Consider the following 16343-nt stretch of genomic DNA (forward strand, 5'->3'; position numbering starts at 1 on the left):
GGCCCGCCATCTAAAGCTAAGTGATAATCAGAAAAGACCGTTTACGCAGCTGTATGCGAAAGAGCCTTTTTATTTTCCTCATCGACGATTTCCGTCAGGATCTGAGTAAAAATATCTCGCAGGTTATTCCAGTATTGACTGAATCGCACCTCATCTCGCAAGAACGGGGTCATCACCGCTGAACGCAGGATATAAACTGAACCTTCTGTTTCCCACTCCTGCTCACTAAACCCTCGCTGGCTAACATAAATACTAGGAGTGTCGCCATACTCCTCAACACTCAGAGACGTTGAGGAAGTCAGGAAGTCTTTGCTATAGGCCCGGCCCGAAGCGTAAGAACACATCTCATAAATTCGCTGGTTCAGGCTATTGTGATCCGCCAGACTGTCATTGCCAATTTCCTTGAAGGTAAAGTTAACCATGTGGAAATCAGGATGCATCAGAGGACGAACTTCAAAGCTGCGTCCCTGAACCACAAACGGTTCAGCGTCAGCTAGCTTATTGGTGAACCAGTCTGCGGTAACAATACCGCGCCCAATCACGTGCCCATACCCAGTAATATTCAGCGGTACCAGACGGTGCGCCGCCCACACTGCCGCAGCTGCAGAGCCAGCCTTTGAACCTTCCATGATTGAAGAACCCAGCATCACAGAATGCTCAGCACCGTTATCTTCTGCTGCTTCCTCAAACACATACGCTGCATGATATGAAATCAGATCGACAATACGCTTGTCTTTCATAGTGATGGCACCGGCAGAGTATTGAATATAGCCCACCTTGTGCGGATCGACGGTAATGGAATCAACCTCAGACATAGCTTTAAAGGCATCATAAACATCACGCTTAGGCCATACCACGCCTTCCGGTATGATCTCTATTTCACGATAAGCCGCCACCAGCGCATCGTACTCCATGAACTGATCATTCTCATCAAGGAACATCGAGCGGACATAACCGCCATAAGCCGCATCAACATGAATAAAGAAAGAGGAACCAAAGTTCTCTTCGCACTCCTGACGCAACTTCAGTACTTCGTGGACGGCATCAATCGAGCCTTCTTCCGTGGTACCCACTACAGAAACCATACCCAGGATCGGAGTACCTTCTTCCACCAGTCTCAAGGTGGTTTCTCGCATTTTCTGCACATCAGTACGATAATTACCGTCCACATCCAGCTGAACGATATTTTCCTGGCCCAGCCCCAGCAGATCCATCGCTTTCAGCCATGAATAGTGCTTTGAGCGCGGAACAAGAAGTTTACCCAGTTTGCCCGGCTCAACGCCAACACCACGGACAGAAAGCTCTCGCACTTCTTCAAAGATGCCACGCTTTTTCAGCTCATCGGTCAGATCAAGCACGTCCGAAGGCTTCATGTTCAGCAACTGGTGTTCAGTCATGCCAGCCACCAAATCTTTTGCCCCTTCATGCTGCGCTATCGCCAGCGGCATCGATTTCAGGTTACGGGCAACCCAAAGCCCTTCATAGTTGGCGACCGTACCGCCGGAAGTAATGTGCCCCCAGGACTTACTGACATCAAAACCAAACATCCGGCATAAATCCTCACCGGCTTCCAGTTCCAAATCGGTAGTCACCGGCGAGGCTTCCACCGCACAGTTGTTCTGGTTGTACAACATTGTCATTACATAAGCCAAGTGAGACACCATGAAGGTATCAGCATTCATGTGGCCAAGGTAGCGTGGCGAAAACCAAGGTACGGATTTCGTCTTAAGGCGAGAAGATAAATCACGAAGGATACCTTCTGTGCGATATAGCGTGTCGCGAAAATCAGGCTGATGCTGGGCGTGCGGAGTAACAAGTGCCGAATCTTCCGGATGGAAACCAGCGCGCCAATGCATATGCTCGGTAATGGCATATTCCATCATCTCTTTATAGAACACCCGGTTTTCAGATTTTGGGCCCAGGAAAAGGGCATCAACATTCACTTCTTTGTTCATAATAAAACCCATACTGTGATCATTTGGAAAACCAATGAAATGGCTAATGAACCATTACTCGAAGGCCCTCAATTCCACACTACAATCCAATTTCAGGCAGAGAGATATCCCTCCGCAAAATCACAAGGCCCGATCGGTTTTTGGATGAATTATGTAATCGCAAATCAACCGAAATGCATAATCACGATCATGGCCCAACGCCTTTTCCGCCCCAAAAACTCAAGGTTCAAGTTAACTGACATAAGACGTTATAAAATCGATAATTTCTTCGCTCTCGACTAAAAATCGATTTTATCGCAATGATCGACACTTATATATGCAACAGGAATGATATTTATCCGTTTTGACGACCAAGAATGATCAACTTGTGTACTTGATCACTAAATGCAACGGTAGACCTATAGATTAAATCCGCCATAAAAAAATAAGAACCAGACATTGATAATATTGCGACTGCGCTTATTGACATCGATACCAAGCGATATAATAGTTATCTGATTGAATATAATGTGAAATATACCCAAACCATTCTCTCACGACCTTTATAGACAGTGGCAGAAACGGATAATATCGACCCGACAACGGAAGTGGCGTAACAAAGGAACAATGGATGAGTGATATCGGCAAAGAAAAATTCGCAACATTAAGCGATCGGGTGATGCATCAAGTCCGTCATGACATTTTATGTGGTGAATTTGAAGCCGGACAAAAACTCATACTCAATGAACTCAAAGAGAAATACCAGGTTGGAGGCTCACCGCTCAGAGAGGCAATGGTGCAGCTCAGCTGGCAAAAATATGTCGTTATGAAGCCCCAGAAAGGATTTTGGGTGGCTGATGTATCTCTCAGTGAACTGCGAGAAATATTGAAAATTCGCCGGGCGATCAGTGGGGTCGCACTGAAAAATGCCATTGAGCGAGGCAGCGAAGAATGGGAACTGTCGATTATTACCGCCTACCATAAACTCAGCCGTCTGAATCCGGCCTCACCCGATTTCGATTATGATGAATGGGAACTCCGCCACAAAGAATTCCACCTTGCACTCATTAGCACGCCAGGAACAGAGTTCACTTCTGAAATGATGCACTACATCTATGACCAGCAAGAACGCTACCGTCAGTTTCTGCTTAATGAAGCCTTCACATCAGAACAGCAATACCACGATGAAGGTGAACACGAAGCCATCATGCAGGCCGTGCTTGCCCGCGATGTTGATTTAGCCCACCAGTTGCTGATCCAGCATACCGAACGTCTTTATCATATTCTTGAAAAGCTGCTGGAACATAAAAACTAGTTGCTCGTTGTTTAATAAACAGGCTAGCTTCCCGAAATATTATTCAGCGAAAATAGCCTGTCATCGTTTTTACTCGTTATAGCCAGAGCCTGTTACGGACGAATGTCCCGGTAGTCCACAGCCACTTTTTGTAATCCGGCAAAGCCTTCCAGAAGCTTCCCTTCTTCCGTTTTGGTACGCTCGCCATGGAAGTAGTAAGGTTGTAACTTGCCGGAAAAATCCGAAGGCAGAGCATAATACAAACGAGCCTGCTGATTATAAGCAGCCTGAGAACCTAAATAACCAACCAACGCATGCTCGAACTGGTGGTAGCCGTTGCCCCAGTGGAACTGTTTAGTTGATTTAGGGTTCATCCCTACCCCGCCATACTGATAATCAACCCAAACATCGAAATACTGATTCAGCGTATAGTAAAGCTGTTTATTTTTCGTGCCGGGTTTAAACATGTTTAAGGTATATGCCGCCTGATCTAACTCAGCCCACTGCCATGAAGAGATATACCAGTTGTATTTACCGCTGCGCCAGGTCGGAATTTCCTGCAAGTCTTTCCATTGGTTATACAGGCCTTCAGACAATAATGATTTCGCTTGATCGTTCTGAATCCCGTAAGCAGCCCGCTCAAGCGTAATATTCATCCCCTCTTTACCCAATTCTTCCCACTCTGGCTGATTGAGATAGCGACCGACCAGGTAAGTCATCCAGTAAGCCTTAATCGTATGCCCGTAGTCATTATGAGGGGCATCCGGCATTTTCACCACGGTATGGTGAATAGCGCCATAGAATCGCTGGTCAGTTCCAGAATGGTACTGTGCCAGCATTTCACCGGTCAGCCAGGCTAGATCATCGCGCCATTTCTCCTGATACGGTTCTGGTAACAAAGGGGTTACAAGCAACAGGTATGCATTAATCTGATCAAGCTGCGCAACCAACTCCTGCTGCGCGCGGTACTGCTCATCACCATCTTCTATCACCCATAAAAGCTGGTTAGAGGCTCTGTCGCGATACTTATCAAAAACAAAAGCCTGCTGCTCAATCAATGCTTTTTCAACGTCAGGATCACGGGTGAGGTAATAATAGAAGGCGAGTCCAACAATGGCATATGCCTGATCCTGAGATGTCCGCTGCTGCCATTTCAGGCCGGCTTTGCCATCCTGACGAAAACTGATCATCCCGCCATGTTCACGATCTCTCGACTCCGACAGTAGGTAATCCACACCGGCCTTAGCCAGTTTCAGGGCTTCAGGATTGCCGGTCAGGTGATACAGCACGCCGTAAGAATAAACCTGCCTTGATTTCATTCGGGTATAATCCCGACCAAAGTTACTCCGGATCCAACCCTGATCCAGTTCACGGCAAGGCTGTTTTACATCGGGAAGAGTGCCGTCATCACAACGAAACGTCGGAAAGTTCCCGACCGGTTTACCCTTTGCTGACTCCATCAGCCAGTAAGGAGCCAGTCCTCGATTAACATGCTCCAGCCATCGCTCTCCCGTCGGTAACGGATACCTCTCTGGCTCTCCTTGCGCAGCAGCAGGGGCAACACCTCCAATCCATAAACTTAAACCAAACACCAGCAATCGTTTGGAGAACGAAAAAATCATAGCCATAACAATCCTTGGATAAAACCATACAAAAAACAAAGATCAATATAATGACTACAATTCACGCAAACTGTTTCAACAATCACGCCTTAGCGTTAATCATTACTTCATTGGTTTGAATTCTTATTTCTCTTGAAAACTGACATAACTAAATTTGTTAATGACATAACAAGGGCTGTAATCGGGTTAGCAGCATTGTACTCTTCTAATGCATAAACATAATTTGATTTAAATTTTTCTATCGCTTCTTTTTCTGTCTCGGCATAAATATAGTCACCTTCAACTTGAAACCCTTGCTCTAGCAATTGCTTCTTCTCATTCAAAAATGTCTCCGATTCCGGGCAAAGAAAAGTAAACGCCTGACGATTGGTATTAGGTTTAACAAAGAATTGAAATTTCACTGAATTATCCACCAATATTTGAAGTCACTCCATGAATATATAGCTATTAACGCAAATACAGTATGAATCAATAAAAAAAACCAGTCCGGTTCAAACTAATCTCTTTCTATTTCATATTGCTATCAATAATAAAAAAGCCGAACATACTGTCTGGCTTTCTAATAGCAACTATTAAAACGTGCAACACTTTTATGTTGCACGCATGAGAGCCTAACCCTCAATCAACTTCATCAACAAATTGCCATCATACATCGCCTGCTTAACCAATGCTGCGCCCGGCATTGTTGCCTGAGTATAAAAACTACTTTGGTCAATAACCAAATCCTTGTTATAGACAGGTAGCGACTGGGTACGAATACATTCCATAATTGCCGGATAAAGAACACTCTTGGCGCGATTAAATTCACCGCCAATCAAAATCTTCTCTGGGTTAAACAGATTGACCATAATCGCAATTGCCTGGCCAAGGTTGTGTCCTAATTCAACAATCACCTGCCTTGCCAGTGTGTCACCCTCGACAGCTGCATCACAGATCTTCTCAATCGTCAGTACTTTACCGTGAAGTGTAGACGGATGTCCCTCACGCAAGCGCTGCTCAACCTGTTCTAAAATCGCATTCAGACTTGCGACCGTTTCCAGACAGCCATGGTTACCACAGAAACAACGCTTACCATACGGCTTAATCTGGATATGGCCCAGCTCACCAATATTCCCGATACGGCCTTGCAACACCACGTTATCCAATACAATTCCAGCCCCTACACCATGGTGGATTGACACCAAAATAGAGTTAGCCACATCGCGAGAATTACCAAACAATTTCTCGGCCAACGCCCATGAGCGGGTATCATTACCAATGAAGACAGGTAAACCGGTGACTTTATGAATAGCCGGACCTAACTCTAAATTGTGAACATCGTAATGAGGCATCTGCAAGATTATACCTTTCTCGGTATTAATCAGCCCTGGTAACGAAACCGCAATTGCCGTAATGCGGTCTAGTTCATCCACATGCCGAACAAAAAAAGCATCAATCTCAGTCAGAAGCTTATCGAGCACATCGTCCTGACCGACAACATTTATATCCTGACGCTCTTCAACCAAAATATCACCACCAAGCTCATGCAAGGCAATAGTCAGATAACCGCGTCCCAGGCGCATTGACAAAAACTGCCAACCTTCATTTGCCGGGACTAAACCGATGGCAGGACGTCCACGGCTCGTCGACTCCTGATAAGGCATTTCTTTTACCAGATGGGCATCAATTAATTCACGGGTGATCTTGGTAATGCTGGCAGGTGCGAGCAGGCTACGCTTTGATAGCTCTATGCGTGAAATCGGGCCATACTGGTCAATGAGCTTATAGACGTTGCCAGCATTGTTTCTTTTAATGTGATCGATGTGACCCGGCTGAGCGACGTACATGCCATTACTCCCGACAAAAGTTAGTGAATTAATAATAGTAACTAGGGGAATTTTTTTACTTTGCGAAGTAATTGTGAAGCCGAATCTTTCAAGGACGTGATACCCATCACGAGGAATAGCCAGAATAATGTACTTTTTGTGCAAAATGCAACGTAAGTCCGCCTTTCAGACCATGATTTTTTTACATGCGAAATTTAAAAAAACTCCCTATCTAATAACAACATGTAACAAAATTGAGCAATTTAGCACCATGACCCCGAACCAAATCCATCACTTCAATACCAAATTTTTATGAACCATGATGAAATCATCGCAACCGGATTCAGCTCGAAGCTCAACAGATTTAAAGACAACAGCTGATAGTTTTGACATAATACTCTGCTGCTATTTGGCAGATGCTATCGCAAAATATTATGTTCAATTCGCCACGAGGTTAGCGGTGTACAAAATTAACGAAGTCTTTGAAACCATCCAGGGAGAAGGTGTTTTTACTGGTGTTCCGGCCATTTTTGTTCGTTTACAGGTTTGCCCTGTCGGCTGCGCATGGTGCGATACCAAACAAACTTGGACGGCTGAGCCACAGGATTTTACTTCTCTGGAAGAAATCATGGCGAAGAAAGAAGATTCACCGCTTTGGACCAAACTCGATGCTAATGGTGTTGTCCAGCTACTAAAAGATCAGGGCTACACCGCTAGGCATATTGTGATCACCGGTGGCGAACCTTGCATCTACGATCTTATCCCCCTGACCCTCGCCCTCGAAGAAGCCGGTTTCCGCTGCCAAATCGAAACCAGTGGCACATCTGAAGTCAAAGCCTCTGTCGGTACCTGGGTCACCGTGTCACCGAAAATCAACATGAAAGCAAAACTGGCAGTTCTACCGGTAGCTCTTGAACGTGCTGATGAAATCAAACACCCTGTCGGCACAAGCAAAGACATCGAGCAGCTTGACAGCCTGCTTGACGGCGTCACTCTGAAATCAAATGTCAGCATTGCCCTGCAACCAATCAGCCAAAAGCCAAGGGCTACTGAACTGTGTATTGAGACTTGCGTAAAACGCAACTGGCGTTTGTCTATCCAGACTCACAAATACCTAGCAATTGCATAAACAAGCAACCACGCAAGTAAACCTATATCGTTGAACCAGCAGTCCTTGTTGCTGGTTCATTCTCCCCTCATTTTTTTGCTTTCCTGCCACTCAAAAAAATGCTCAATTCGCAAACTATTCTCAATTTTTAGATCCCTGCTCAAACTCCGAGATTGCGCCGCGGCTTTAACACACCGAGTTACACACAACCCTATACTGACCAAAACATAATATGTTTGGGGAATGAGTTATGCGCGCTTATCTGGGATATTGTGTTATTGCTATCTGCAGCCTGTTTCTTACTGCATGCGGCGGAGGCGGCAACGAAAAGACACCGACAGCCGAAGGTGAGGCAGCCCCGGTTTCAACCGAATTCAGGATTACCATTGATACTCCGCCAAACCTGACCACAGCCAAACATTCTTCCGCTGCCGGGATTATCAGCAAAGCCTATGCCGAAGCCCAAATAAACCTGACTGAAAATAACTTTGCCGCAGTTTGGCTAGACAGCAAAGGGAAGATTCTCGAACAAATTGACATCACCAGTTGGGAGAATCAGGGCAACGGGCTCTATATCATCAAAGCTGGAACAAAAGCCCGCCTGAATGCTGTACTGTTAATCGACTTATTATCGACACCGACTTTTACAATCGGCGAAGCAATACCGACTAATCTGTACATGGTTCCCCTTGCCGATGAGAGGCTTAACCTCAGCCTGAAATCAACGTTGGCCTATTACGCCGTTACCCAGCGAGTGCAGCTGGATGAAAGCTGGGGCGTCTTTGAGGAAGCCGTCCAAAGTGCTTCGCGCGGCAAAGTTTTCTTCGCCCTGCAGGATATCTATGAAATAGCCGATGATTTTGAAGTAACCCTGATACCCAAACTCGGCCTCGACAATATCCGCCTAAGTGACCTGCTTTCCCTTTCCATTGTCCAAAGTATGACCAAAGGCCGAATGGAGCGTTTTGTCACCGAGCAAACGGCAGCACGAGCCGATATCGCCGCAATACTGAACGATGGTTACTGGCGGCTCAGTAGCTCCAGCTCTAACGAAGGCAGCAGCATCCTGGTCGACAAAATGGAATATGATGGACAAGAAACAAAGAAAACCGAATACCGCTGGGATAAAAACGGCGATAGCGATATTTCACTCACGGAGTTCTTTACCTACCTTAGTGGCAGTACCGCTTTTGGATCTGACGATGTGAAACGCCAAATCCTGACAAACAATGGTTGGATCGGTCTGTTTGATTACCTCAAGGTCGAATTATCAACACCGGAAACAACCCTACTTACCGATGCCGCACTGGATATCGATGACAAAGTCGGAATTACTCTCGAAGCCAATTTCTACCCCCTAACGGACAAACGAATGCACGATTTTCTTTCCGGCAAGAAAGAGCATTTCATCACTCGTTATCTCCCACAGGATGAAGTCTTCCAGGAGGGCGCATTCGGCTTCTACTTCACCTGGCGGCCTGAAAATGAAACATACCTGCTTTGTGATAACCGAAACGGTAATCCAGCCTGCCGAGTTTCACCCGTCGCTTTGCCGGGTACCTTCTATACCGCGCTGGATGATATTCTGACTCCGTCCGACTCTATCGCGGTTAACATCGAAGGTGTCAATGGTTTCAGAATTGCGGACAACGTTATTGTCGAGATGATCAACGATAACCAGTTCGGCTTGCGCTACTGGGTAAATATTGCCGCCAACAACTGGGCTGTCCAGGAAGTTAGTGCCTGGGCTCCGACCCAGTTCGCAGGTAAAACCATATTCCGATTTGATGTACCTGATGTTATTAAACAAATTGCCATCAATTATCAATTCGAACAACAGCATCTGTTTCTTGTTGAAGACCGCGATTTTGTGAATATCGGAGAAACATGGCTCGATAACGAAGTCTTCCACTTCACGGGGTTTGACAATAACGCCAAACAACAAATTTTTGCCGTTGCCAGCCGAGATAACCTACCACCATTTGGCGGATGTGCTTTCGGCAATACCGCCCAGGCAAACGAAAGCCAATACCTGAATGCTGTAACCGAATGCGGCGGTGACGAGCGTTTTACCGACCAATCGGTTAACAACCTCATCAACCAGCATTTAGTTCAGATTTCCGAAGAGGGTGTTTTCACCACCATCATTCTTCGCAGCAATAACAGCTGGGAGCTTTACAATAACGCTCAACAGGTATCGGGCAACCGTACCTGGACACTGACAGAAGAAGGTTACCTAAAGCTAGTCCCCAATACTGCCCAACCTAATGATTTTGACTACTGGGCACTTACCGCCATGGATCATAGCCTTGGTGTTATGGCCATCAAAGCCTACTCATCCCGAGAAGAAAACAGCAATACCAGCGGAAATCTAATCTTTACCTTGATAGCCAAAGAATATGCGCCAGATCAGCTGGCTGCTTGCCAGGATCTTGACTCAGGTTGGGATCAGGCAACTACGACCCCTATCACCAAAAGAACACTCAGCGAGTACCAGCAGCAAGTCACACTCTGTAAAGTCGTATGGGAGCAGCGAGTCCCCCGCTTTACCGAGGCCTTACTGATAGGCCAGACCGGAGAGCTCAGTGATGACAAAGCACTCCAATTTGCCGCTGACAGCTCACGCTTCCTCAAACTCAGTGACAACTTCTCCGGTGATTTCTTCCTGGGTAAATACATCGACTCCGATGGCTGCGGGTTTAACTTCGATATTCTCTGGAGGCTCGAAGAAGACGGCACCCTGTATTATGAAGCAGCCGATGGTTCGATGAATGAGCGGATTACCATGACAGATTCAGACGGCTTGCGTTTTGCCATCAAGGCGTTTAACCACCAAACGCGTTGGGAGGCCGATGAAACACTCTTGTTTACCAGTGAAGAAGGGGAAATGTGGAGTGATGTGGTATCACTGATTGACGCATCGAGCGTACCGAATGTTGTGCCTACAGAAGCGCCGGGAAACCCCGAACCGCCTGCTGATGGGGAACATCAGGGGCCTCCTGCCGGCACGATTCTCAACGACGGTCAAAGTTGTGCATTCTAACATCAAATAGTTAGACTGATATTTAGAAGACCGCTGTTGAGAAGGCGACTAATGAGAAAACACCCAATTGACATCACTAGAGAAAAGCCCGAAATGTCGGGCTTTTCTTTATTGCAGTAAGAAAAACCGACATTTAGCAGCAAACCACCAATCAGGCAAAAATGGCCGATTCCACCCGGACAAAAGTCGAAACCATCACCCGTCATGCCGACGATATTTTTGCCCATGCGCTACAATCTCGAGAGATTAGTGCAAATCTTGAGCAGTTGGTAGAACAATTAAAGCAATTACTTCATCAATTTACCCTTTCAGGCAATAACAATGCTTGATGCTTGACGTAAGACAGGTAATATTGCTCTTTCGGACTGTATCTTTAAGCACAGATATATAAAGTGCCTTAACGGAGAATAATTTAAACATGACTTACGCGCCTGTAACAGACGTACTAAGCGGAAAGCTTGCAGTAGACACTGAAGTCACTGTTCGCGGTTGGATCCGCTCACGTCGCGATTCCAAAGCTGGAATCTCTTTCCTTGCCATTTATGACGGCTCTTGTTTCGACCCGATTCAGGCCGTGGTCCCTAATGAGTTAAATAATTACCAGGAAGAAGTACTGAAACTGACAACTGGTTGCTCTGTTGAGGTTACCGGTAAGATTGTTGAATCACCTGCTAAAGGTCAGGACTTCGAACTGGCAGCAACTGACGTTAAAGTTGTTGGTTGGGTTGAAGACGCAGAAACATACCCAATGGCGAAAACTCGTCACTCTATCGAGTATCTTCGTGAAGTTGCTCACCTGCGTCCTCGCACTAACGTAATCGGTGCAGTAGCACGTGTACGTAACTGCCTGTCTCAGGCAATCCACCGCTTCTACCACGAGCAAGGCTTCTTCTGGATGTCTGCACCACTAATCACAGCATCTGACTGTGAAGGTGCCGGTGAAATGTTCCGTGTATCTACTCTTGATATGGTGAACACACCAATGACTGAAGCAGGCGAAGTCGATTTCGATAAAGACTTCTTCGGTAAAGAGACCTTCCTGACGGTGTCTGGTCAGTTAAATGCTGAAGCTTATGCTTGTGCCCTAAGCAAAGTTTACACATTCGGCCCGACTTTCCGTGCAGAAAACTCAAACACAAGCCGCCATCTTGCAGAATTCTGGATGGTTGAGCCTGAAGTTGCATTCGCAGAACTAGACGATGTGGCTAAGCTGGCTGAAGACATGCTGAAGTATGTCTTCAAAGCGGTTCTTGAAGAGCGTCGTGACGACCTTGAGTTCTTTGCTCAGCGTATCAACAAAGATGCAATTACTCGTCTGGAACAATTTGTTTCTTCTGACTTCGCACAGGTTGACTACACTGACGCAATCCAGATCCTGAAGGATTCTGGCCGCGAATTTGAGTTCGATGTTGAGTGGGGCATTGATATGTCTTCTGAGCACGAGCGTTACCTTGCTGAAGAACACTTCAAAGCACCTGTAGTTGTTAAAAACTACCCGAAAGACATCAAAGCGTTCTACATGCGTATGAACGAAGATGGCAAAACTGTTGCTGCGATGGACGTTCTGGCACCGGGTATCGGTGAAATCATCGGTGGTTCTCAGCGTGAAGAGCGTCTGGAACTACTAGATAAGCGTATGGTAGAGATGGGTATCGACCCTGAGCACATGGGCTGGTACCGTGACCTGCGTCGTTACGGTTCTGTACCGCACTCTGGTTTCGGCCTAGGCTTCGAGCGTCTGGTAACTTACGTAACTGGTATGGCAAACATCCGTGATGTGATCCCATTCCCACGCGCACCACGTTCTGCTAACTTCTAAGACGGAAGTCAGCAAGATAAAAGGCAACCTATATCGATAAGCTTATTTCGATAAACGGTATCCTTTCCCACAGGACGAGCCTTGCGCTCGTCCTGTTTGTTATCAGCCTTTCTAAAACCAAGTGTTTCATACATAATCATTTCATCCGGTTTGGCTCTCGTAAATAGACTTGGTTACAGGGTTAGAATAAGCTTACGCCTATCCGCTTACCTCGGTAAGCAGCAACGCTAAACCATATGAGTCTATTATGATCAGAGAAACTACCCTAGTGCCAGCAAGCCTATGGGCCAAACCCTTCGTTTCTGAAGTCGCTGAAATTATCAACCTGCTAAAAGAGTATGGTTATGATTCAGCAACCCTCGCCCGTTTAACTGGCCTACAAGAGAAAAAAATCTCTGATTGGATGTCACGCTATAAGCGTGAACCTGAGAATATTTCTGATATTCCCTACCCTTGCTGGTGTTTTCTCGCAGCCCTCGTCGGCCGCCCGAACATTCAAAATAGTGGTCAGCCTATTGATGTCGATGCCAGGAAAGTGATGCGCGCATTCAAGCCAACAGCGTTTAAAAATAAAAGCGTTTTTGAAATGCCTTCCGAAAAAGAATTTAAGCGCATTATTGGCAACAACACCTTTACCGGCATAACAGTCGAAAGCCTTTGTGATACCTTTCAGTGGAAGCCAACTCAATTTTCTGAAAGCCTTGAAAAAAGCACGCTTCCTTTCTTAAATTGGTGTCTTATTCTCATGCTTTGTGGTTTCAACATCCAAAAAATGCTGCTGACTCAGCATGAAGGAGAAATCACACTGAATGAACAGGCCAGCTAACTATTCAGTTTGTATAACTTATAGCAAAGCGGACTGTTCCACCTATAACAAAGGCTACCCTTGGGTAGCCTTCGCTTATCACACAGAATCGATGTATTCAAGCTCAGTATTACTCTGCAGCTTCTGGACGAAACTTCTGTTGGACACCGAGTAGGAAGTTACGCAGGATCTGATCTTTACACTCACGGTAATGCTTATTATCCGGCTTTCTGAAGAATGCGCTGAGTTCATGTTTACTCATGTTAAAATCAACACTCTCCATGATTTCAAGAATGTCTTCCGCCTTATAATTCAATGCAATACGTAGCTTCATGAAAATCATGTTATTCGTCAAGCGAGATTCAGGCTCAGGTTGTGGCCCTTCTTTTTTGCCACGTTTATCATTGATCAAGCCATTCAAAAAGATAGCTAATTCACGATCCGTGCATTTTTCAAATGCTGGTTCTTCTTCTTTTTTCAACCAATCACTAATCTGCTCACGTGTCACTTCATGTTCCGCTGCAGCGAAAATATTGATCATAGTAGAATCGCTGAAATCGAAGGTATAGCGAAGACGTCGCAAGATGTCGTTATTGAGCACAATGTATCCTAAAAAATAATGCAGCCTTGCCCAAATGGCTTGCTGCGGGGTTTCCTCTATTTTACCAGATATAACCGTCTATTAATTTACAAACGGTGATTTAAAACTGATATAGTGCCCAGCTTTCACCGATCACGCGAAGAAACTGACGACATGAATACGCAACCTAAAAACCCGCTGCACGGTATTACCCTGCAAACCCTACTTGGCGAACTGGTTGATCACTATGGCTGGGAAGAGCTTGGCAGGCTGGTCAATATACGCTGCTTCAACAACGACCCAAGCATGAAGTCGAGTCTTAAGTTTCTCCGCCGTACTGAATGGGCAAGAAAAGAAGTTGAACAGCTGTATCTCGATACCTTCTTTATTTAAGCGGTAAACGCACTATAACCTGTTTATCGGTACAATGAGTTTGAGAATAGCTTTCAATGGCGCCCATTCTCCACTGATTTAGCTAAAAAAAGCCAGCATTAATAATGCTGGCCTTCTCTTTATACCATTTTAGAATCAAGCAGAGACAGGTTGATCCGGTAGATGCTCGCCGGCTTGGTTCGGCTCATCTTCATCTCTTACTGTGCATACCATCATACCGGCAAAGATCATTGATACGCCTCCCAATACAATCGCCATCATGGTATTATCTTCAAATGCCCAGCGGGTGAAGAAGCCTAGAATGCCGGCCGCCAAAATCTGAGGCAATACAATAAAAAAGTTGAACACGCCCATGTAAAAACCCATTTTCTTCGCCGGTAAAGCACCGGCCAAAATCGCATACGGCATACACAGAATGCTCGCCCACGCCAAACCGATACCTACCATATTCAGCATCAGCATCGACGGGTTCTCAATCAGGGCAATCGATGCCAGGCTCACACCACCAATCACAAGGCTCAGGCTGTGAACAAACTTACGGCTGGTTCGCTGAGCCAACCAAGGCAAAGCAAAGGCTGCCAGCGCGGAAATGCCATTATAAGCAGCAAAGCAAAGACCAACCCAGTCAGCACCTTCGTTATACAAGCCAGAACTGGTATCAGAAGTACCAAAAATATAATAGGTTACAGCTGAAGTGGCATAAATCCACATCGCAAACAAAGCAAACCAAGAGAAAAACTGAACCACAGCCAGCTGAACCATTGTCTTTGGCATAGCTTTAATGTCGGTGAAGATATCCTTCAGGTTAGCTTTCTCTTCCTCCTCGAACTTCTCGTTATGGAATTTAGCTAGCTCTTGCGGCGAGTATTCCTTGGTGCGAAGTACCGTCCACAAAATAGAACCGATAAAAACAACCGCACCACTAATAAACGAAATTTTCACCGATGGTGGAACCTCGCCAGCCGGCGCAGTATTAGCAACGCCAAAAACATTACTTAACAGGTATGGCATTGCAGAAGCAACTACCGAACCAACACCGATAAAGAAAGTTTGTACTGCAAAGCCCTGAGTACGCTGCTCAGAAGGCAGGTTATCTGCAACCAAAGCACGGAATGGTTCCATTGAAATATTAATTGATGCATCGAGCACCCACAGCATCCCAGCTGCAACCCATAGGTATGGCGAGAATGGCATGATGATCAACGCAAGAGACGATGCAATCGCACCAAAGAGAAAATAAGGACGGCGGCGGCCTAACACTGTCCAGGTTCGGTCACTGAAATAACCAATGATAGGCTGCACAAGTAAACCGGTAAGCGGTGCAGCAATCCATAAGATAGGGATTTGATCGATGCTCGCTCCTAAGGTTTCAAAAATTCGGCTAACGTTGGCGTTTTGCAGCCCGAAGCCAAATTGAATGCCCATGAAGCCAAAGCTCATATTCCATATTTGCCAAAACGTAAGGCGTGGCTTTTCCATTAAGATATCCCCGATCTACACCACCGCAGCCTGTTTTTTCGCCTGCCGTGGCTATTTTCCAACTTCCGGCCCAATATGACGATAGATGAAATGATTATGATTTGGCATGTTTAACGCGTAGAGACCGCTAAAGTAGGATTTTTATATCCTTAGACACAATAAACAGACCACTTTCATCATATTTGACCGTTTTCCTTCTGACTGTAATCCTATGTGAACCCCACCCCTACCATCCGTGATCAATTTCACATCAATTAATTGATTAATGAATAAATCTAGTAAAATTACACCTTTGATTGAAATTCAAACAGAAACAACGCCCAAATGCCGCTTATACGTGCAAATTGCGCAATCATTTGTCGTAAATTTCTTGCAGAAAAATGCTATTGTTTATCTGCAAACACAAAGCAGGTTAAGTGAAAGCTATAACTATGAGCCACTCTGCAAAAAACTTTAGTGAA

Annotated in this window: 13 protein-coding genes; 7 read left to right on the forward strand and 6 right to left on the reverse strand. The window is 45.7% G+C overall.

Going from position 1 to position 16343, the window contains the following annotated elements:
- Window positions 1-41: 41 nt before the first annotated feature.
- Window positions 42-1955: a pyridoxal-dependent decarboxylase gene (locus tag Q0852_RS11440; protein ID WP_299018152.1), complete on the reverse strand. Its 1914-nt coding sequence runs from the start codon at window positions 1953-1955 to the stop codon at window positions 42-44.
- 610 nt (window positions 1956-2565) lie between these two features.
- On the opposite strand from Q0852_RS11440, the gene Q0852_RS11445 reads away from it, so the two are divergent.
- Window positions 2566-3249 carry a GntR family transcriptional regulator gene (locus Q0852_RS11445; RefSeq protein WP_299018153.1) on the forward strand — a complete coding sequence of 228 codons (684 nt, stop codon included), beginning with the start codon at window positions 2566-2568 and terminating at the stop codon, window positions 3247-3249.
- Between the two features lie 92 nt (window positions 3250-3341).
- On the opposite strand, the gene Q0852_RS11450 is transcribed toward Q0852_RS11445, so the two are convergent.
- The 3 genes from Q0852_RS11450 to Q0852_RS11460 all read right to left on the reverse strand — a co-directional run bounded on the left by Q0852_RS11450 (window position 3342) and on the right by Q0852_RS11460 (window position 6676).
- Complete coding sequence (locus Q0852_RS11450) at window positions 3342-4856, reverse strand: AGE family epimerase/isomerase (protein ID WP_299018154.1); 1515 nt, start codon at window positions 4854-4856, stop codon at window positions 3342-3344.
- 101 nt (window positions 4857-4957) lie between these two features.
- Window positions 4958-5251 (reverse strand): hypothetical protein, encoded by a 294-nt coding sequence (locus Q0852_RS11455; RefSeq protein WP_299018155.1) that lies wholly within the window; start codon window positions 5249-5251, stop codon window positions 4958-4960.
- Between the two features lie 210 nt (window positions 5252-5461).
- Complete coding sequence (locus Q0852_RS11460; protein WP_299018156.1) at window positions 5462-6676, reverse strand: ROK family protein; 1215 nt, start codon at window positions 6674-6676, stop codon at window positions 5462-5464.
- Window positions 6677-7115: 439 nt separating this feature from the next.
- Between Q0852_RS11460 and queE the strand changes: the two genes are divergently transcribed.
- The 5 genes from queE to Q0852_RS11485 all read left to right on the forward strand — a co-directional run bounded on the left by queE (window position 7116) and on the right by Q0852_RS11485 (window position 13451).
- Complete coding sequence (gene queE, locus Q0852_RS11465; RefSeq protein ID WP_299018157.1) at window positions 7116-7784, forward strand: 7-carboxy-7-deazaguanine synthase QueE; 669 nt, start codon at window positions 7116-7118, stop codon at window positions 7782-7784.
- Window positions 7785-8013: 229 nt separating this feature from the next.
- Window positions 8014-10806, forward strand: coding sequence for a hydrogenase expression protein HypA (locus Q0852_RS11470; RefSeq protein ID WP_299018158.1), 2793 nt, complete (start codon window positions 8014-8016; stop codon window positions 10804-10806).
- Window positions 10807-10967: 161 nt separating this feature from the next.
- Complete coding sequence (locus tag Q0852_RS11475; protein WP_299018159.1) at window positions 10968-11135, forward strand: hypothetical protein; 168 nt, start codon at window positions 10968-10970, stop codon at window positions 11133-11135.
- Window positions 11136-11224: 89 nt separating this feature from the next.
- Entirely contained in the window at window positions 11225-12625 is a 1401-nt protein-coding gene (gene asnS / locus Q0852_RS11480) for an asparagine--tRNA ligase (RefSeq protein WP_299018160.1), read from the forward strand.
- Between the two features lie 247 nt (window positions 12626-12872).
- Window positions 12873-13451, forward strand: coding sequence for a hypothetical protein (locus Q0852_RS11485; RefSeq protein ID WP_299018161.1), 579 nt, complete (start codon window positions 12873-12875; stop codon window positions 13449-13451).
- Between the two features lie 109 nt (window positions 13452-13560).
- Here Q0852_RS11485 and Q0852_RS11490 read toward each other — a convergent pair whose 3' ends face one another.
- Complete coding sequence (locus Q0852_RS11490) at window positions 13561-14031, reverse strand: DUF1456 family protein (RefSeq protein WP_299018162.1); 471 nt, start codon at window positions 14029-14031, stop codon at window positions 13561-13563.
- 153 nt (window positions 14032-14184) lie between these two features.
- On the opposite strand from Q0852_RS11490, the gene Q0852_RS11495 reads away from it, so the two are divergent.
- Window positions 14185-14403: a VF530 family protein gene (locus Q0852_RS11495; protein ID WP_265694764.1), complete on the forward strand. Its 219-nt coding sequence runs from the start codon at window positions 14185-14187 to the stop codon at window positions 14401-14403.
- A gap of 135 nt (window positions 14404-14538) precedes the next feature.
- On the opposite strand, the gene Q0852_RS11500 is transcribed toward Q0852_RS11495, so the two are convergent.
- On the reverse strand, window positions 14539-15882 hold the full coding sequence (locus Q0852_RS11500; protein WP_299018163.1) for an MFS transporter: 1344 nt from the start codon (window positions 15880-15882) through the stop codon (window positions 14539-14541).
- Between the last annotated feature and the right edge of the window lie 461 nt (window positions 15883-16343).

The organism is uncultured Photobacterium sp. (assembly GCF_947502415.1).
Classification (GTDB): domain Bacteria; phylum Pseudomonadota; class Gammaproteobacteria; order Enterobacterales; family Vibrionaceae; genus Photobacterium.

Coding starts and splice junctions, on each gene's coding strand:
- Q0852_RS11495 (WP_265694764.1), top strand. CDS start 14,185: ATGAATACGCAACCTAAAAACCCGCTGCACGGTATTACCCTGCAAACC.
- Q0852_RS11460 (WP_299018156.1), bottom strand. CDS start 6,676: ATGTACGTCGCTCAGCCGGGTCACATCGATCACATTAAAAGAAACAAT.
- Q0852_RS11485 (WP_299018161.1), top strand. CDS start 12,873: ATGATCAGAGAAACTACCCTAGTGCCAGCAAGCCTATGGGCCAAACCC.
- asnS (WP_299018160.1), top strand. CDS start 11,225: ATGACTTACGCGCCTGTAACAGACGTACTAAGCGGAAAGCTTGCAGTA.
- Q0852_RS11500 (WP_299018163.1), bottom strand. CDS start 15,882: ATGGAAAAGCCACGCCTTACGTTTTGGCAAATATGGAATATGAGCTTT.
- Q0852_RS11475 (WP_299018159.1), top strand. CDS start 10,968: ATGGCCGATTCCACCCGGACAAAAGTCGAAACCATCACCCGTCATGCC.
- Q0852_RS11470 (WP_299018158.1), top strand. CDS start 8,014: ATGCGCGCTTATCTGGGATATTGTGTTATTGCTATCTGCAGCCTGTTT.
- Q0852_RS11450 (WP_299018154.1), bottom strand. CDS start 4,856: ATGGCTATGATTTTTTCGTTCTCCAAACGATTGCTGGTGTTTGGTTTA.
- Q0852_RS11445 (WP_299018153.1), top strand. CDS start 2,566: ATGAGTGATATCGGCAAAGAAAAATTCGCAACATTAAGCGATCGGGTG.
- Q0852_RS11440 (WP_299018152.1), bottom strand. CDS start 1,955: ATGAACAAAGAAGTGAATGTTGATGCCCTTTTCCTGGGCCCAAAATCT.